The following is a 17835-nucleotide window of genomic DNA, read 5'->3' on the forward strand; positions in this document are numbered from 1 at the left end:
TTACAGAGCGACCACGATCTGGGTCTGCTCACCCAGCCCGTCGATGCCGAGCGACACCGTATCGCCCTGCTTGAGCCAGACGGGTGGCTTCATGCCCGCGCCGACGCCCGGAGGCGTTCCGGTACAGATCAGATCGCCGGGTTCCAGCCGGGTGAATTCGGACATGTAACTGACAATGGTAGCCACATCGAAGATCATGGTCCCGGTATTGCCCGACTGCATGCGCTTGCCATTCACGTCCAGCCACATGTTCAACGCTTGGACGTCGCCAATCTCGTCCGGTGTAACCAGGACCGGGCCGGTTGGGCAGAAGTTGGGAAAAGACTTGCCCTTGACCCACTGGCCCGCGCGTTCCATCTGCCAGGCCCGTTCGGACAGATCATTCACCAATACAAACCCTGCCACATGCTCCATCGCTTCCGATTTGGAAATGTTCAGGGCGGGTTTGCCGATGACGATCCCGAGTTCGACTTCCCAATCCAGCTTGGTCATTTTCGGGCTATAGAGAATGTCGTCGTTCGCACCGCAATAGGTGGCTGTCGACTTGTTAAACAGGATGGGTTCGTCGGGAACGGGCAGCCCCGCCTCGGCGGCGTGATCGGAATAGTTCAGTCCGATGCACCAGATATTAAAGGGTTGCGCGACCGGCGGAGCCAGCCGTTTGCCCTCAATGTCCGCGACAGGAAGGCTGGCCGGATCGGTGTCACGCAACCTGTCAAGCAAGTCCTCCGACAAGGTTCGGGGGGAAAAATCCCTAGCGATGGACGACGCATCGCGCGCAACGCCATCGTTATCCAGAATACAGGGAAGTTTCGCGCCGCTCCGGTTGCCGTATCGTGCAAGTCTCATGCCATTTCCTTTTGTTTTGCGCCCCACCAGGTATCCGCCAGCGCTGTGCCTTTCACAAAAGCATCGCGTCCGAGTATGTCCTGAATGCGCAGACATTCATTCCATTTCGCCATCCGCTCCGAGCGGGTGAACGAACCGACTTTCAGCTGTCCCCCGCCAAGCCCAGTGGATAGATGGCTGATCGAGGTGTCTTCGGTCTCACCTGACCGGGCCGAAACGATCGCGCCCCAGCCGTGGCTCTGCGCCGCACGAAATGTGCTGAGGCTTTCGCTGACCGTGCCTGCCTGATTGACCTTGATCAGAACCGCGTTGCAGGCTCCGTTCGCAGCAGCTTCATCGACCAGTTGGGCGTTCGTGACCAAATAGTCATCGCCGATGATCTGCACTCGGCTGCCAAAGCGCCGCGTAAATTCGATCATCCCTTCCGGATCGTCCTCTCCGACGGGGTCTTCGATGGATGCGATGGGGTAGGCGTCCAGCCATCCGCCAAGCATGTCGATCAGCGCACCACTGTCCATCTTGCGATCTTCAAGTGCCAGGCGATACGCGCCCTGCTTGCCGAATTCCGATGCCGCGATGTCGAGCGAAATAACAACACGGTCCCCTGGCACTTCGCCTGCTTTTTCGATCGCCGCGACCAGTGTTTCAAGAGCTTCCTCGTTGCTGTCGAACGATGGCCACCAGCCGCCTTCGTCAGCGACCCCAGCCAGTTTACCTTTCTGCGCCATGATATCGCCTGCGGCGAAATAGACCTCGTTGGTGATCTCCATTACCTCGTCGAAATCGCGTGCGCCCGGCACCATGATCATGAAATCCTGAATGTCGACCCGCCGCCCGGCATGTGCGCCTCCGCCAAAGATCTGGATTTCCGGCAGAGGCAGCGAGGGGGTCGTTCCGTATTGATCGGCCACAAACCGCCACAAGGGCTTTCGCGCACTCGCGGCTGCTGCATGCAGAACGGCCAGTGACGTGGCAACCGTCGCGTTGCCACCAAGTACTTCTTTGTGCGGCGTCCGATCCAACGCCAGCATCGCTGCGTCGGCACCAGACTGATCCGTCACATCACGCCCGATCAAAGCCCTGGCAATCGGGCCATTCACATTGGCCAATGCGCTTTGTACGTCCTTGCCGCGAAGAGTGGCACCGCCATCGCGCAGATCAATCGCCTCACGCGCCCCGCGCGACGCGCCAGCGGGGGCAATGGCGCGCGCCGATGTTCCGTCGTCCAGATGGATTTCGACCTCGACGGTAGGCGCCCCGCGAGAATCCCAAACCCGCCGTCCATGAATTGAAGAAATCGCTGTCACTTGAGACGCTCCTTTGAATGAACTTCGATTGTTTCGGCCAACGCCGAAAGTGTGGGAACCGGGCCCAAAATCATTCCGATTGCCAGACTCCGCACGAAATCGCGCTCGTCGTCATCAAGGTATTCGACAGGCGATTTTCCGTCGATCCGGCCCAGCATGAGCGCTGGAACCAGCCGACAAATCCGGGCCTCCAGTTCGCGCGGGTCTTCCCAAGTGACCTGCGCGCCATAGGCCGCCCAAAAGTGTCCGATATCTGCCAACAGACGGTTCCGCGACTTAGGCAAGTGGATTGCCTTCAGCACCAGATGATTAATGCAGAACGACGGGTCGAAACTCGCGTCGCCCATCGTTGCGCATTCCGCGTCAAGCAATACGGGACCGGCCGCGCGGAACACGATATTTTTCGGGCTGACATCACCGTGCACCAAAACCTGATCACTGGCGTAAAGCACCTCCGCCAGATCGTTCAGGGCCTGAGCGACCTGTGGCTGCGTCTGTGCCGTGAATGTCAGGTAGGGCTCGATCCTCAAAGCACGGAAGTCATCACGATTGTGGAAGGCAGAGCGATCGAAATCGCCGGCTGCAGATGCCGCATGAATCCGCCCTAGCATATCGCCGACAAGCCCGGCTTCGCCCCGGAACGGTGCCTTGTCCAATAGGGCCTGCTTCCAAAGATAGACATCTTTTCCGTCCAGAAATTCCATCGCAAACCCGTGCTGGCTGGCCGACCGGCCAAACAGCTTGATCGATGCCTCCGGGCAGACGGCCGCCGCGACCTCTAGCCATGCATATTCGGCGGCATTGCGGTGCACGGGTGCGCGCCAGTCGGCGGACACCTTCAACTTGGGCAGGGCAAATTTTACGCAAAGCGAGCGACCTTCCACGTCCACCCGCGCAATGTCTGACGCGACCCCACCCGTCAAAGGAGCGACGACGGAAACGGCATCTTGTGACGCAATTCCCAACTCTTCGATCAACGCGGCGCATTTTTGGTGAAGACTTGGCATCAACTGCTCTTTCAAGTAATGTTCACGTGAACATATCAACTATTCAGGCGATTCTGTCAAGACTTCACAGTGAAAAAGCAATAGAAAGCAGAAAACAAAGGGCTTAACATGTCAGATCGCGTTACGATCAAGTCCATCGCCAAGGATCTCGGCATCTCACACATGACGGTCTCTCGTGCGCTGTCGGATCATCCGAATGTGCTGAAAGAGACCCGCGACGCGGTCAAACAGAGAGCGCGTGAACTGGGATATGTCAAAAATGCCGCTGCCTCCGCGATGCGCGGTGAACAGACCCAGATCGTCGGCCTTCTCCTGCCAAATATCGTGAACGAGTTTTATGCCCGATTTGCCAATACGATGGCGCTCGCTTGCGAGGCTCAGTCGCTACAGCTTGTCATTCACCTGACGGGCGACAACATCGTGAATGAGGAACAGGCCCTCGAACGACTGCATCAGATTCAGGCGCAGCGGGTCGTCATGGTACCCACACCCGGCAAATCCGAAAACAGCGTTCTTCATTTGCGCAGCACGTCGGTTATCCAGTTGATCCGGCAACGCGACATGGGTCGCCCCACCTCCGCAATCCTTGTCGATGATAGCGCGGCCATTCGCAGCGCCGTCACCCACCTCGCGGCACAGGGGCACTCACGGATCGCCTATATCGGCGCAGACAGCAAATTGTCCTCGGGGCGCTCGCGTTTGGCGGCATTTCAGGACGGTTTGATGCTCGCCAACCTGGAAGAAACACCCGAATTGGTCTGCACGGGCGCGCCGTCCAATGAAATGGGACAATCCTATGCGCGCCGGATCATAGGCGACAGGCACGCAACCGCCATGGTTTGCGGCGGCTTCGAAATATCAAACGGCGCACTCAGCGCCCTGATGGACACAGGGCGGCAATCTGCCGAGAATATGAGTTTCATCGGCTATGGCGACCCATCCTTCTATGCATGGGTCGGTGGAGGTGTTTCTACCATCCGTGTGCCTGTAGAAAGCCTTGCCCACAAGGCCGTCGAATTGCTCACCGCTCGCGGCGAGACCCCCTCGGAACCCGTTCACAGCTTTGATGCTGTCCTCATCACGAGGAACACCACACAGGTTCTGAGCGAACGTTGATAGCCGCTGCGGGTCTGTTCTGTATTATGCCGCCTTTGGCGCCCGCCTGTGCCACGCTTCGTTGAACCCGTCCTTTTGAAGGGGTTCGTCCCTGTTTTTGAGGGCAGGGCTCATTCTTGCTTCATAGCCAGAACAGGACTGTCGCAGATGGCGTAACGCTTGGTGTTCATGCCGCCGCTGGTCTTGCCCCCTCTCAGGACATTGCTGCGCAATACTCTGCCGAGCAGCGATCAGGCGGTCACGCCCCCCCTTTTTCACGCCCATACTGGTCGCCGCGCGATGTGCCGTCAGGCAGGCCGCTTCTATCATCACGGTTTTCTCTTCGCCGTGCTCAGCGGCTAGACCTGCCTTCATCTGAGCAAAAAACGCCAACGTCACCCCATCGCTTCCAGCGATTGTACAGGGTCTTGCGCGAACCGTATTCTCCTGGCGTTCCCCGCCAGCGAAAGCCATTTGCGATTGGTGAGGGTAATGCCTCTCAAGACCCGCTTATCATCCCCGCGCGGCTTGCAATGGGGCTTCGGAGAGAAGTGCTCAGACGGGCCATCTGCTCGTCACTCAACCATTACGGATCGCTCATTTCGCCGCTCCGTTCTAGGAGCCGTGAACCAGACCCGAGAACAAAAAATCAATAGATCCGGACCCTAGACCTGCGCAACTATGACTGAATTTCAGTGTGTCGATCAACCATTCGTTGAATCAAAGGCGCAAAGTGCCAAAAGTCTGGTGTTTCCATCTCCGGTCGTTTGCCAGCATCGTCAAGATAGCGCACCGCGACGATCTGATCGAGGTTCGGATTCTGCTCGAATTCGGCGACTTCTTCGATGCTCATGGGGCCGCCCTGAAGAACGAGCGAGTGGATGGATGCTTCGGAGAGACGGCGGAAATACTCAGGCCGCGTGGCGCACAGGTAGCGTTTGGCGGCCACGTGAAACCGCACGCAATCGGTGATGATGCCGGGAAAGAAACGCTCCAGCACCTTGGCGCCTGCATCCTCATGATGCCGGTCTTCGGTGTCATCCATGGTGAAGGTGCCGAACTCGCCAGTGAAGTGGCCAATGTCATGCAGCAGCGCGCCGACGATGATCTCTTCAGGTTGACCATTCTGCTCGGCAATTGTCGCGCCTTGCAACATGTGCTGGCCCATATTCACTGGCTCGCCCAGATATTCATCGCTGCCGCGCCGGTCAAAGATGGAACCGATGAACTCTACGATTGTCTCGGGGCTCAGGCTATTGATATCGGGCTTCATTCTGCGGCCTCCAGAGAGTGTGCACGGCGGATTGCGTCGTAGGTTGATCTTAGTCCGTCCTTGTCCGCATAACACCCTTGAAACCAGCGGGTGCCTTCGCCGGAGTATCCTTTGCGGGCGTGCAGGACGCGGGTGTTGTCAACCACAAACCCTTCGCCGGGGTACAGCCGAAAGGTGACCTCCATCGCCTCATCGTCGATGATTTCGCCGAGGCGGCGGTAGGCGGCATAGTAGGTGGCCATCTTATCGAACGGTACGTCCGTGACCGCCGCCATTGAACGGTTGTTGAACCGCACGCCGATCAACTCCCCGTCCGGTGCAAGTTCGATCATCGGGCGACGCGATGTCAGACAGACACCCGCCTCCCCGGCATATTCAAATCGGGCGCAGTGGTCGGCAAGCACGTCGAAATATTCCTCGTTCTCCTGTCGCAGGCGTTTGACAGCAGCGAACCCGTCCACGACCATATTCTCGCCTCCGGCGGCCGAGCTTTCGAGGCAATAGAGCACCTGGACTGTCGGCACAGGGTCGCGGTAGGGATTATCGGTATGCGCCTGAAGGCCAAGGCCCGTAAAGGCGAGGTTGGTGGGATTAACCTCGGTCCGCACTTCGAAATGCCGCCCATAGTTGGTCTCACGCACATATCCGAATAGATCGACGATGTTGAACAGCGCGCCATCCTCGACCGGCCCGTTGACGACCTTGCCAAAACCAAACTTACAAACCTGCCCAAGCCAGAAGGACCGCGCTGCGGAATCGCGCGACAATTGCGCAAAATCGCCGGTGGGAACGTCGCACATCAACTTCGAATCCCATGTCTCGATTTCGGGGGCAGTCCAGCCGCGTTGTGTCGACTGTGCAGTGTCATAAGCGTGCGCCTCCAGCCAGCCCACTTCAAAGCTGATCACTTTGCCCTCGGGGGCAAAGCAAACCCCCAGGGTTTGGCCTTTCAGATCGACGCCCATGACACGCGTTTCGGCCGGGATATCGCGCAGGGCGATCAAGCGCTGGCCATTGCCGGGCGCGCGTGTTTCGGGGTCGTTGGCATTGTCGCGCAGCCAAATCGCATGGAAGCGATAGGTCGACTTTTTGGACCTGAGTGTCAGGAATTCCCCCGATGGGTCAACGGAAACGGATGTCATGATGTGGTCCTTGAATGGCAAGTCCTTGACAACAGCATTGCTCCGTTCAGACATTAGATCAAATTAGTAATTATCAACCTGAGACCCGGATTTCCTAATGCCAGACCGTCAATTCAAGATTCCCCCACTGGAATGGATACGCGCCTTTGAGGCAGCCGCCCGCTGCGGTAGCTTTACGGCCGCTGCTGCTGAGACCGGGTTGACGCAGTCCGCCATCAGCCAGCGGATCGGGCAGCTTGAAAAACGGTTGGGGACAACGCTGTTCTACAGGCGCGCGCGGTCCATCGAGTTGACCATTGAAGGCGAGGCGTGGTTGCCGCATGTGCGCACGGCGCTCAATAGTTTGCGTGACAGTTCCGAGGCGCTGTTCGGCGCGGGCAGTCGGCAGCTGACGTTGTCGGCCAGCCAATCGATCATCGGGCTGTGGCTGCTGCCGCGGCTGCGCCGTTTGCAAGGGGTTGCAGCGGGTCAATTGACCATCCAATCCATGGTGCTTGGCGCGCATGAGGCCGCTTTGGACGATGTGATCCGGATCCGATATGGTGCGGGGGACTGGCCCCATGATCACAAAATGCAGCTTTTCACCGAGCAGGTTGCGCCGCTGGCCGCACCCAAGCTGATAGAGCGCAGAGGCCCTTGGACGGACTGGCCCCGCATCGCCTGTTCCGGGCCGCGTCCTGGTTGGTCCACCTGGGCCTCTCGGTTCGGCATCCCGACAACGCCGGTCCCGCAGTTGCGGTTCGACACCTTTCTGTCGGCCCTCGATGCTGCGCGCAGCGGTATGGGCGTGCTTCTCGGATCATTGCCGCTTTGCTCCGAGGACATCAAAGCGCGGCGGTTGGTGCGCCTAAGCGACGATGTTTTGGCGCACTCCGATAGCTATTGGGTCATTGCCGGATCGGACGCTATAGCGCGGGCTCAATGGTATGAGCTTGCCAAGGCGCTTGCATGACAATGCACTTCATCGTCCTGCCAGAATTTTTCATCTTTTCAATGCTTTAAAGAAGCACTGAACGGAACATGTATCTCAATGGCAAACGTCCGCGCATATCAAGCTTCAGCTCGGCTTTCAACGACGCCCTTCTAGGTGTTTGATCCCATGGTTTGATGGTGCGATCAATTCTTTGGAATGGAAGGAAGCCTTATGGGACAAGTGCGTCATGGGAGCGCCGCGCACTGTTACCCGGCAGTGGTTTGCATAGCAAACCATGAGAGGGCACGCACGCCGTCAGAGCAGCAATACAATGATCGCAAGCTGCGAACGCGGCGCTAAGCCGGGAACTTGGGATCAATATCAAAACGACTGCCAAGTGGCACAAGCGCGAGACGCTAGAAGATCGTAAGACCGGCCCGACGGAGCCCAGCTCGACGGTTCTCAGCTCGTCTGAGGAAGCGATGGTCGTGACCTTCCGGCGTCATACGCTGCTTCCGCTCGATGATTGCCTCTATGCCTTACAACCGTCGATTCCACATGTGACGCGCTCTTCCTTGCATCGCTGTTTGCAACGGCATGGCATTTCTCGACTGCCAGACATAGCGGACGACAAGTCCAAGCGGCAACAGTTCAAACGATATCCTATTGGCTATTTCCACATTGATATCGCTGAGCTTCGTAGCAATGAAGGTAAGCTGTATCTCTTTGTAGTTATTGATCGAACCAGCAGGTTTGCCGTCGCGCAGCTGGTTGACAAAGCAAACCGCAAGACGGCCTGGGAGTTTCTAGAGACCGTGTCGGAAGCCGTTCCATACAAGGTGCAAACAATCCTTACGGACAACGGCATCCAGTTTTGTGAGCAATCCCGCAACCGGAACACCGCCTATTCCCGGCCCATGCGGCTTGACATGATTTGCGCAGCAAATGGCATTGAGCATCGTCTGAGCAAGCCAAACCACCCTTGGGCGAACGGACAGGTCGAGCGCATGAACCGCACGGTCAAAGACACGACCATCAAACAGTATCACTACGATAGCCATGACCAACTCCGCGCGCCGCCTCAAGACGCTCAGCGGCCTCACCCCTTACGAATACATCTGCAAAATCTGGACATCCGAGCCAGATCGATTCATCCTAAATCCGATCCACCAGATGCCTTGACTGAACTTCTAGGCTCTGGCGGCAATTGGGAGAAACATCATGCGCGATTTTCAGGTTCCGGGGCGGTCTGTCGTTTTCAGCACGAACGGAATGTGCGCCACGTCGCATCCGTTGGCGGCACACGCCGCCGTGGACATACTCAAACGCGGCGGCAATGCGATGGATGCAGCAATTGCTGGTGCCGTGCTGCTGGGCATTTGCGAACCACAGATGACGGGTATCGGCGGTGATTGCTTCGTGCTCTATTCTCCTTCCGGTCACGATGACGTCCTGGCGATGAATGGCTCGGGCAAAGCACCGGCCGCAGCGGATGCGACCCGCCTGCGCAGCGCCGGTTTGACAGCAATCGAACAAGGCAGCCCGGATGCCGTGACCGTGCCCGGTGCGATGGATGCGTTTTGCCACCTGTCGGAAACGGTCGGCGTGCTCGGATTGGATGCGATCCTGCAACCCGCGATCCACTATGCAGAAAACGGAGTCCCGGTTGCGCCGCGCGTGGCCTTTGACTGGGGAAACGATGCACCGATCCTGAATCCGCGCGCACGCGAAAGCTATCTTGTGAACGGAGCGGTACCGAAACCCGGCCAAATCTTCCGCGTGCCTGGCCAGGCCGAAGTGTTGCGCCGGGTCGCCAAGCACGGGCGCGCAGCCTTTTATACCGGCGAGATCGCCGAAGACATGGTCAACACGCTGACCGCGTTGGGCGGCGTGCACACCCTTGACGACTTTGCCGCCACCGCCTGCGAGGCGACGACACCTGTCAGCGGCAACTATGCCGGGGTCGAGCTGGTCGAGCATCCGCCCAATGGTCAAGGCGCCACCGCCATCCTGATGCTGAATATCCTGTCGCATTTCGATATCGCGGACATGGATCCGCTTGGTGCCGAACGCGCCCACATCGAGGCCGAGGCGGCCAAACTGGCCTATGACACGCGCAATCGTTTCATCGCGGATTCGCGCCACACCGAGCGATTGGACCACATGCTCGCCCCGGAGACAGCGGCTGCGCTGGCAGCGCTGATCCGGCAGGACACCGCCATGCCCGCCGCTGCGCCGCTGGCGGAATCCGTGCACAAGGACACGATCTATGTCACGGTGGTCGACAAGGACCGGATGGCCGTTTCGCTTATCTATTCCGTCTTTCACGGGTTCGGATCAGGCATCGCGACCGACAAGTTCGGGATTCTGTTCCAGTGTCGCGGGATGGGGTTCACCCTGCAGGAGGGCCACCCGAACGAGTTGGGCGGCGGCAAGCGCCCGATGCACACGATTATCCCGGGCATGCTTCGAGAAAACGGGCGGGTGACGATGCCGTTTGGCGTGATGGGCGGGGCCTATCAACCCAACGGACATGCCCGTCTGGTCAGCAACTTGCGTGATTTCGGAATGGGAATACAGGAGGCACTGGATGCGCCGCGATGCTTTTCGGATGCGGGCGACATGAAGGTCGAGCGGGGGTATTCTGACGTGGTGCGCCAACAGCTTGCCGATCTGGGCCATGCGGTATCGATACCGGATACGGCAATTGGCGGAGCGCAGGCAATCCGGATCACGGAGGACGGCGTCCTGGAAGGCGCAAGCGATCCGCGCAAGGACGGTTGTGCGCTTGGCTACTGAACCGCTATGCGAGGTCAGTTCAGCTGAAAATGCAGCGGGTAGGAGCCGTCTTCGAACGGTCCGAACATGTCGGGAATGTCGGGGTGATCAACCGGCTCTCCAGAATAATCCGCAACAAGATTTTGCTCGGACACGTAGGCCACATAGTAGGATTGATCATTTTCCGCGAGCAGGTGGTAAAATGGTTGGTCACGCACAGGACGACTTTCCTCGGGGATGGCCTGATACCACTCCTCGGTGTTTGCGAACTCGGGGTCTACGTCAAACACAACACCACGAAACGGGTGCTTCTTGTGACGGACAACCTGACCGAGATGATATTTTGCTCGTGTTCTCAGCATAATAATGGTGCCCCTACCCGTCCTAATTAACCTTTTCAAGTCGCGCTTGTCCAATAAATGCGTTCTGAATCAAAGAAACAGTCTGTGAACGGCGAATTGACAGTCATCTTTGCCTGAACTCTCTGCGCAGACCCCATCGCTGCGATGCTGCAGGCGCAAAGACCTGCCGACGGCATGACGGGTCATGCGGAATTGTGATTCCATACCGCGCAATTTTCCGCTAGGGTTTGACCAAAAAGGCAAGAGGCAGATGAGCAGAACTCTTCGCGCAATGATGCTGTTGCTGATTCTGGCATCCTGTGGTGGTGGGCACGAGCCGCCGCCAAAGAACATGGATGACGCATGCAGCATCGCGAAACAGCGACCGAAATACGTAAAGGCGTTCAAGGCGACCGAGCGTCGCTGGGGCGTTCCGATGCATGTGCAGATGGCGACGATCTACCAGGAAAGCCGGTTCCGCGGGAACGCGCGCACCCCGTACAACTATGTCCTCGGGGTCATTCCGATGGGCCGCCAAAGCAGCGCCTATGGCTATAGCCAGGCCCTTGATGGCACTTGGGACGATTACCGCGCCCAAACCGGCCGACGTAGTGCCAAACGTGACCGGATACGCGATGCAACCGACTTCATGGGCTGGTACATGAACCAGAGCCGCAAAAAGAACGGCATCGCTCTGACCGATACCAGAAATCAGTATCTGGCCTATCACGAAGGGCAAACCGGGTTTTCGCGTGGGACCTACAAGAACAAGAGCTGGCTGATGCGCGTCGCAGATCAGGTTCAGGACCGGTCGAACATCTATGCCGCGCAGCTCGCGAACTGCAAATCCGTGCGATAGCGGGAACGGGCGGTCTCATTCAGGCCGCCCACCCGCTTGGCGAATGACTACCGTTTCGAGCCTCGGCTACCGCTGCCCTTTGAGCTGAAGAGCGAGTTCCCCAGGTTCTGTCCCTTGGTCAGGACACCCAGCACCACGGTCGTCTGGCCACCCGCACCGTCGTGGATGACCCAGCTGCGCAGCTCCAGTGGAGTGCCCGAAAACTTCAGATCGATGCGCCCATAGTCGGGGTTCTTCGGATCCTGTGCCGTCACCACGGTCGATGTGCCGTCAAAGCTGTGCCCGACGACCATATTAGCCTGACCCAGGTTCACGCGCCGGTCTAGAATAATCGACAGGGGCGTACGCTTGAGCGGATAGCTTTCAGGCGGCTGGTTCGACTTGGGGTCATGGATCACCACGGCCCCGTTTCCGGCGACCACCGTTGCCCCGTTGGGCGGATCGTATTCAAAGCGCATACGCCCGGGCCGGTTCAGATAGAGTTGTCCGGTGGATTGACTGCCATCGTCATTGTATTGAGTGAACGGCGCCGTGACCGTCGTCAGCCCGTTGAGATATTTGGAAATGGTGGACAGCGGCACCTTGCCCTGCGCCTGTGCAGAGGTTGCCATCAAGGCCAGAACGAACCCGGCGAGAAGCTTTGTCATAGTATTCATATTGTTGAGATAACCCCGCCGGCCCATCGATTCATCCCCCGTTCTGTCACATCGGCGTGTTCCAGCCGCCCGACCCAGATCAGGAAAAATCGTGATAGAGGTCGAGATACGAGACAAGATCACTCGTCACCGTGTTCTTGAAGAGGATATCAAAATCTATGCCCGCACCGTCATTGATGGTGAGCACGGAATGCGCCCCGCCACCCGAACTTTGCACCGTGAAATCGTCCCGCACCAGTTCCGCCGCCCCAAATTCGAGCGTGTCGGCAAAATAGACGAAATCGCGTACCTTGTCCCGTTGCCTGTCAGTTGCCGGATTGAATCTGAACACATCAGCGCCGCTGTCTCCAAACAAAACGTCGCTGCCGCGACCGCCAACAAGCGTATCGTTACCATAGCCGCCCTTGAGCCGGTCCTTGCCGCCGCCGCCCAGCATCAGGTCTTCTCCATCCCCGCCCAGCAGCACATCGTCACCAGCACCACCGGCCAGAAGGTGCGAGCCCGGATCGGAATAATTCTCATCATCCTGCACGCGGCTGACGAGCCGGTCATTGCCCCTGCCACCATAAAGCTCGTCGGCGCCGTCCATGCCCAGCAAGGTGTCATCACCGTTGCCGCCATACAATTTGTCATCGCCATCGCGCCCAACGATCAGATCGTCGCCCTTTCTGCCCTTCAGAACATTCGGGCCTTCGACCCCCATGATCCGGTCATCGCGCGCGGATCCGCTGACTTCGAACACACCGTTTGCAAACCCATACGTCCAGCCGTTCATATTCGCCACGTTACCGTATATGGCCTGCAAGGCCTGGACATCTAATGGCCCGAGCGTGTCGGTCGGGGTGGGTGCCCAATTATATGACATCACCGTCTGGCTGCGGATATCGAGCGCATCCGCCAGGGTAAGATCACCACCATGGGTATGGGACAGACCGACGGAATGGCCGATTTCATGCAGCAGCGTTCCGATACCATTCCCAGACAGCTTGTCACCAGTGGTCACATCGATCACATAATCACCAGAAAGCGACGTGAGGTCGGTCACATACGGGTAATACGCCCAGCCGCCCCAATCTGATCCCGTGACCGTGTGAGCGTTAACCATCGCTTCGCCCGTGGTCTCGACAAACGTGATACCGGCCACCGCCTCGAACTGTGTCATCGCGGATCGCACGGCAGCTTTCTGTGCTTCCGACATGACCTGAACCCCGGTCGCCGCATAAGCCAGATCGCCAACCTCAGGCAGGTCTGCAGCGGTGTAGAAACTATAGCTGACAAAAACCGGAAACCCGAGATCTTCGGTCGCGTTCCAGCGGCGTTCCTCGGCGTCCAGATAAGCCAGAATAGAGGTATAGTCCGATACAACAGGCATTGTTCAATCCTTCACAAGTCACGCGCCGCCCGTTCAGAGCATATCGTCCGATCGGGCGGCGTTCCAGTCAACTTTGCTCAGGATTGTTCCGGCACCAGAATCTCGCGCTTGCCAACGTGGTTGGCGGTGGAAACGAGACCCTCGTCCTCCATCTGCTCCACGAGGCGGGCCGCCTTGTTGTACCCGATAGCGAGCTTACGCTGGATGTAGCTGGTCGAGCATTTGCGATCCTGGATCACCACCTGAACGGCCTGATCATAAAGTGCGTCTTCGCCATTGGTGTTGCCGCCAAGTCCCAGCACCGCGTCGATATTGCTTTCCTTGGCTTCGTCCGGCCCCTCGATCACACCACTCATATAGCTGGGCGGACCGTAGGATTTGAGATGGTTGACCACCTCTTCCACTTCTTCATCCGAGACAAACGGGCCATGACACCGCGTGATCTTGGCGCCTCCGGCCATATAGAGCATGTCGCCCATGCCCAAAAGCTGCTCGGCGCCCATTTCCCCGAGAATCGTACGGCTGTCAATTTTCGAAGTGACCTGAAACGAGATCCGCGTCGGGAAGTTGGCCTTGATCGTGCCGGTAATCACGTCGACCGACGGGCGCTGTGTCGCCATGATCAGGTGAATGCCCGAGGCTCGCGCCATTTGTGCAAGACGCTGGATGCAGGCTTCGATCTCTTTGCCCGCAACCATCATCAGGTCAGCCATCTCGTCGACGATCACGACAATGAACGGCATCGCTTCGGGCGCGAATTCTTCTGTCTCGAAAATCGGATCGCCGGTTTCATCGTCAAAGCCGGTCTGCACCGTGCGGCTGAACATTTCGCCCTTGGCCTGCGCGTCGCGGACCCGGCTATTGTATCCCTCGATGTTGCGCACGCCCATCTTGGACATCTTGCGATAGCGATCTTCCATCTCGCCAACGGTCCATTTCAGCGCCACAACCGCCTTCTTGGGGTCGGTCACCACAGGCGACAACAGATGTGGAATGCCATCATAGACCGACAATTCCAGCATCTTTGGGTCGATCATGATCAGGCGGCATTCTTCCGGCGTCAGCTTGTACAGCAGGCTCAGGATCATGGTGTTGATCGCAACGGATTTACCCGAACCCGTGGTCCCGGCGATCAGCAGGTGAGGCATCTTGGCCAGGTTGGCAACGATGGGATCGCCACCGATATCCTTGCCCAGGGCCAGTGGCAGGCGCATGTTGCTGTCGCCAAAGTCACGCGCCGCGAGGACCTCGCGCAGAACGCACATTTCGCGGTTTTCGTTGGGCAACTCGATACCAATGACCGACCGGCCCGGCACGGTGCTGACCCTTGCAGACAACGCCATCATCGATCGGGCGATGTCATCGGAAAGACCGATCACGCGGCTGGCCTTGAGGCCCGGCGCCGGCTCCAGTTCGTACATCGTGACCACGGGGCCGGGGCGCACGCTGACGATCTCGCCTTTCACCCCATAGTCATCCAGCACGTTTTCCAGCATCCGCGCGTTTTCCTCAAGCGCCTCATCGCTCAAATGATGGCGCTTGATCGTGGAGGGGCTGGCCAACAGGTTGAGCGGCGGAAGCTCGAATTCGTTAGAACTCTCGTCAAAGGCCAAGGCAGGCTGCGCCTCGGCCTGGGCACGGCGCGACGGCGCAGGGGCTTTGCGCAGCGGGTTCAGCACCACCTTGCGCGGTTCCGCCACCGGAATTGTCGGCAACTCGGATTTCGGCGGTTCCGCCAGTGGCAGGATGTTCTCGGGTTTCTCGGCCTCGATCAGCGTATCCTCGGGCGCGAGCATGGCCGGGTCGATCATCGCCGGTCCCGACGCGGCGTCTCCCTGCGATGCTGAAGCCGGCGCGTGCAGCATCGGTTCCGGCGGCAATTCCGCGTGCGCCGCAGTCAAAGGCGGCTCCGGACGCATTCCCGATGAGCGCGACGTGTCCAGCAGCAACGGATCCGGGCCGCGCCCCCGGCCCTTGGTCAACGGGCGTGTCGGATCCGGTTTGGGTTCGCCCGGCAGGATCCGAGACCGCACGGCATCGGCAATCTTGGCACGGATGCGGTCATCGCCGGGCATGTCGTCATACCCATCGATCTCCTGCGCTTCGAGCAGTTCAGCCTGCGGCATCGGATCGGCCCGGCGCATCAGCGAGGGCATCCGCGACAGGAAGCCGCCGCGTTCTTCGGGCTCTTCGTCGATATCGTAGTCGTCCAGCATGTCCAGTTCGGGATCATCAGCAACCCGCCGAATGGTAAAGGCGTCGTCATCGTCATCTTCATACTCGGCATCCGCACGCATGACGCGACGCTCTGCGAACTGCGCCGCGCGGTCCCGCGCCGCGCTGGCGGCGGTCACTGCCCCCCGGCCAAGTGCTCCGCGCAACCAGCTATAGCCCATGATCACGCCATAGAGCGACAGGCGCAGACCACGGCCGACTTCGGCACGGGTAAACCCGAACACGTAGGCCGCCAGTGACACCATGCAGATCGCCGTCAGAAACGACATCAGCTTCAGTGCCAGGTGCGACCCGATCGGCAACAAGGTCAGCAGCACGCCCATCACCGTATCGCCGAACAAACCACCCAACCCAAAGCTGTGGGTCGCGCGCCATTCGGCACCGGGCACCAGCGTCGCGGCATAGATCGAAGCCAAAGCGATGGCGATGGGGGCAAAGATCACCCTGCCAACGGCACGGTCTTCGCCCATGTGGAAGGCAAACCGCGCACCCCAGACCAGACAGACCAATGCGATGCCCCAGCTGCCCCAGCCGACGATCATGAACAGTGGCGCGGCAATCGAAGCCCCGATCTGGCCCATCCAGTTCTGCACCGGTGCATCCGTCGAGACCATCCAATTAGGATCATCCGGCGTATAGGAGGCGATCATCGCCGCCGCCGCCATCCCCAGGCAGATCAGGACAATCCCCAGCAGTTCCTTGCCGCGCTTTTCGATTGCCGCCTGCATGTTGCTATCCAGCAAAGGATCCCGGCTGCGTGTGTGATATGCCATAACTACCCTCGATCTACCTGTACAAACAGTCGCGCAGCTGAGTAAGCCCGCTCTGCGTGTCGTTTCTTGGAGCCACCATCGCGACCCGTATGTATCCCTCACCGGGGTTTTCACCCCGTTTCCCTTGCGCCAGATATGCGCCCGGAAGAACGCGAACCCCGGTTTCCTTCCACAGCTTCAGCGCTGCGGCCTCGCCATCTTCGACCGGCATCCAGAGAAAGAAACCGGCTTCTGGCGGCATGTAGCCCTGGACAGTGCCCATGACTTCATCTGCAACCGTGTATTTCTCGCGATACAACGCCCGGTTTTGGGTGACATGATCCTCGTCTGCCCAGACGGCGGCAGCGGCGGCTTGCAAAGGGTCCGGCAGCGGAGCGCCTGCATAGCTGCGCAACAACTTGATCTGCGCGATGCTCTCGGGCCCGCCCGCAACAAAACCTGACCGCAACCCCGGCAGGTTCGAACGCTTGGACAGCGAATGAAAAATCGTCACCCGTTCCGGATTTGCCCCAACATCCTGCGCGACCTGCAAGGCACCGGACGGAGGCGTGTCGCGATAAATTTCGGAGTAGCACTCGTCAGCAAAAATCCGGAAATCATACTGCTCCGCGAGAGAGATCAGATTTGCCCAATAGTCCCGGCTCGCCACCGCGCCCTGCGGGTTGGCGGGCGAACAGACATAGGCAATCGCGGTCCGGTTCAGCACATCCGCCCCGACCGACGCGTAATCCGGCAAGTGTCCGGTGGCAGCGGTGGCGGGCACAAAAATCGGCTCGGCCCCGACCGAAATCGCTGCGACCATATAGGCCTGATAAAATGGGTTCGGCGTCAGGATCGCAGGTTTCTGGCCGTTCATTGTCTCGGGGCACAGTGCCATTGCGGCGTTGTAGAGCCCTTCGCGCGTGCCGTTCAGGGCCATGATCTGCCGGTCCGGATCCAGCGTAACGCCATAGCGGCGTGCCACCCAATCCGCCATGGCGCCGCGCAACGTCTCGGTCCCATCGTTCTGAGGATAAGAATTGAAACCGGCGGCGTTTTCGACAATCACATCCGTAACCCATTGAGGAAACGCATGTTTTGGTTCTCCAATGGTCATATGAACGACCTCGCCGCCGGGCGTGTGAACGTCCAGGAGCGCGCGCAGGCGCGGAAATGCGTATTCCGGTAGGTTCGAAAACCGCTCGGGTAGGTTCATGTTGCTGCCTCAGGTCGGGATCATTTGCGCCCCGTTAGCA

The 17835-nt window shown here is 58.9% G+C and carries 14 protein-coding genes and 2 pseudogenes; 5 read left to right on the forward strand and 11 right to left on the reverse strand.

Annotation, left to right across the window (positions count from 1 at the left end; translation table 11 throughout):
• Genes QO231_RS14715 through QO231_RS14725 form a run of 3 tightly spaced genes read right to left on the reverse strand, consistent with a single transcriptional unit; the run spans position 1 to position 3163 of the window.
• On the reverse strand, positions 1-849 hold the full coding sequence (locus QO231_RS14715) for a fumarylacetoacetate hydrolase family protein (RefSeq protein WP_316777826.1): 849 nt from the start codon (positions 847-849) through the stop codon (positions 1-3).
• Complete coding sequence (eno, locus tag QO231_RS14720; protein ID WP_316777829.1) at positions 846-2156, reverse strand: phosphopyruvate hydratase; 1311 nt, start codon at positions 2154-2156, stop codon at positions 846-848. The genes QO231_RS14715 and eno overlap by 4 nt, the downstream gene beginning before the upstream one ends.
• Positions 2153-3163: an aminoglycoside phosphotransferase family protein gene (locus QO231_RS14725; protein ID WP_316777831.1), complete on the reverse strand. Its 1011-nt coding sequence runs from the start codon at positions 3161-3163 to the stop codon at positions 2153-2155. Before QO231_RS14725 ends, eno begins: the two co-directional genes overlap by 4 nt.
• A gap of 108 nt (positions 3164-3271) precedes the next feature.
• Here QO231_RS14725 and QO231_RS14730 point away from each other — a divergent pair, with 108 nt between their 5' ends.
• Positions 3272-4279, forward strand: a complete 1008-nt coding sequence (locus QO231_RS14730; protein ID WP_316777833.1) for a LacI family DNA-binding transcriptional regulator — start codon at positions 3272-3274, stop codon at positions 4277-4279.
• Between the two features lie 137 nt (positions 4280-4416).
• Here the strand turns inward: QO231_RS14730 and QO231_RS14735 are convergent.
• From QO231_RS14735 to tmpA, 3 genes and pseudogenes are all read right to left on the reverse strand, one after another.
• Positions 4417-4826, reverse strand: a pseudogene (locus QO231_RS14735) (transposase); the annotation flags it as partial.
• A 111-nt stretch (positions 4827-4937) separates the two neighbouring features.
• Positions 4938-5531: a (R)-1-hydroxy-2-trimethylaminoethylphosphonate oxygenase gene (gene tmpB, locus QO231_RS14740; RefSeq protein ID WP_316777838.1), complete on the reverse strand. Its 594-nt coding sequence runs from the start codon at positions 5529-5531 to the stop codon at positions 4938-4940.
• Positions 5528-6673, reverse strand: a complete 1146-nt coding sequence (gene tmpA, locus QO231_RS14745) for a 2-trimethylaminoethylphosphonate dioxygenase (protein WP_316777841.1) — start codon at positions 6671-6673, stop codon at positions 5528-5530. Before tmpA ends, tmpB begins: the two co-directional genes overlap by 4 nt.
• A gap of 97 nt (positions 6674-6770) precedes the next feature.
• Here tmpA and QO231_RS14750 point away from each other — a divergent pair, with 97 nt between their 5' ends.
• From QO231_RS14750 to QO231_RS14760, 3 genes and pseudogenes are all read left to right on the forward strand, one after another.
• Positions 6771-7625 (forward strand): LysR family transcriptional regulator, encoded by an 855-nt coding sequence (locus tag QO231_RS14750; RefSeq protein ID WP_316777843.1) that lies wholly within the window; start codon positions 6771-6773, stop codon positions 7623-7625.
• 192 nt (positions 7626-7817) lie between these two features.
• Positions 7818-8768 (forward strand): annotated as a pseudogene (locus tag QO231_RS14755) (IS481 family transposase).
• A gap of 39 nt (positions 8769-8807) precedes the next feature.
• A complete protein-coding gene (locus QO231_RS14760) occupies positions 8808-10385 on the forward strand; it encodes a gamma-glutamyltransferase family protein (RefSeq protein WP_316777846.1) in 1578 nt (525 codons plus the stop codon).
• A 14-nt stretch (positions 10386-10399) separates the two neighbouring features.
• On the opposite strand, the gene hspQ is transcribed toward QO231_RS14760, so the two are convergent.
• The gene (hspQ, locus tag QO231_RS14765) at positions 10400-10726 is read right to left on the reverse strand and encodes a heat shock protein HspQ (protein WP_316777849.1); all 327 of its coding nucleotides are present in this window, start codon (positions 10724-10726) and stop codon (positions 10400-10402) included.
• Between the two features lie 250 nt (positions 10727-10976).
• Here hspQ and QO231_RS14770 point away from each other — a divergent pair, with 250 nt between their 5' ends.
• Positions 10977-11564, forward strand: a complete 588-nt coding sequence (locus QO231_RS14770) for a transglycosylase SLT domain-containing protein (RefSeq protein WP_316777852.1) — start codon at positions 10977-10979, stop codon at positions 11562-11564.
• A gap of 47 nt (positions 11565-11611) precedes the next feature.
• On the opposite strand, the gene QO231_RS14775 is transcribed toward QO231_RS14770, so the two are convergent.
• The 4 genes from QO231_RS14775 to QO231_RS14790 form a co-directional block, all read right to left on the reverse strand.
• Positions 11612-12211, reverse strand: a complete 600-nt coding sequence (locus QO231_RS14775) for a LolA family protein (RefSeq protein WP_316777854.1) — start codon at positions 12209-12211, stop codon at positions 11612-11614.
• A gap of 88 nt (positions 12212-12299) precedes the next feature.
• A complete protein-coding gene (locus QO231_RS14780; protein ID WP_316777856.1) occupies positions 12300-13592 on the reverse strand; it encodes a hypothetical protein in 1293 nt (430 codons plus the stop codon).
• 77 nt (positions 13593-13669) lie between these two features.
• Positions 13670-16600, reverse strand: coding sequence for a DNA translocase FtsK (locus QO231_RS14785; protein ID WP_316777859.1), 2931 nt, complete (start codon positions 16598-16600; stop codon positions 13670-13672).
• A 13-nt stretch (positions 16601-16613) separates the two neighbouring features.
• A complete protein-coding gene (locus QO231_RS14790) occupies positions 16614-17795 on the reverse strand; it encodes an aminotransferase class I/II-fold pyridoxal phosphate-dependent enzyme (RefSeq protein ID WP_316777861.1) in 1182 nt (393 codons plus the stop codon).
• Between the last annotated feature and the right edge of the window lie 40 nt (positions 17796-17835).

Origin of the sequence: Sedimentitalea todarodis, from assembly GCF_032595355.1 — a bacterium.
Lineage (GTDB): Bacteria > Pseudomonadota > Alphaproteobacteria > Rhodobacterales > Rhodobacteraceae > Sedimentitalea > Sedimentitalea todarodis.

Excerpts from the sequence above, each read along its gene's own strand:
- QO231_RS14730 (WP_316777833.1), top strand. The coding sequence starts at position 3,272 with ATGTCAGATCGCGTTACGATCAAGTCCATCGCCAAGGATCTCGGCATC.
- hspQ (WP_316777849.1), bottom strand. The coding sequence starts at position 10,726 with ATGCTGAGAACACGAGCAAAATATCATCTCGGTCAGGTTGTCCGTCAC.
- QO231_RS14760 (WP_316777846.1), top strand. The coding sequence starts at position 8,808 with ATGCGCGATTTTCAGGTTCCGGGGCGGTCTGTCGTTTTCAGCACGAAC.
- QO231_RS14785 (WP_316777859.1), bottom strand. The coding sequence starts at position 16,600 with ATGGCATATCACACACGCAGCCGGGATCCTTTGCTGGATAGCAACATG.
- tmpB (WP_316777838.1), bottom strand. The coding sequence starts at position 5,531 with ATGAAGCCCGATATCAATAGCCTGAGCCCCGAGACAATCGTAGAGTTC.
- QO231_RS14725 (WP_316777831.1), bottom strand. The coding sequence starts at position 3,163 with ATGCCAAGTCTTCACCAAAAATGCGCCGCGTTGATCGAAGAGTTGGGA.
- QO231_RS14770 (WP_316777852.1), top strand. The coding sequence starts at position 10,977 with ATGAGCAGAACTCTTCGCGCAATGATGCTGTTGCTGATTCTGGCATCC.
- QO231_RS14775 (WP_316777854.1), bottom strand. The coding sequence starts at position 12,211 with ATGACAAAGCTTCTCGCCGGGTTCGTTCTGGCCTTGATGGCAACCTCT.
- QO231_RS14750 (WP_316777843.1), top strand. The coding sequence starts at position 6,771 with ATGCCAGACCGTCAATTCAAGATTCCCCCACTGGAATGGATACGCGCC.
- tmpA (WP_316777841.1), bottom strand. The coding sequence starts at position 6,673 with ATGACATCCGTTTCCGTTGACCCATCGGGGGAATTCCTGACACTCAGG.
- QO231_RS14715 (WP_316777826.1), bottom strand. The coding sequence starts at position 849 with ATGAGACTTGCACGATACGGCAACCGGAGCGGCGCGAAACTTCCCTGT.
- QO231_RS14780 (WP_316777856.1), bottom strand. The coding sequence starts at position 13,592 with ATGCCTGTTGTATCGGACTATACCTCTATTCTGGCTTATCTGGACGCC.
- QO231_RS14790 (WP_316777861.1), bottom strand. The coding sequence starts at position 17,795 with ATGAACCTACCCGAGCGGTTTTCGAACCTACCGGAATACGCATTTCCG.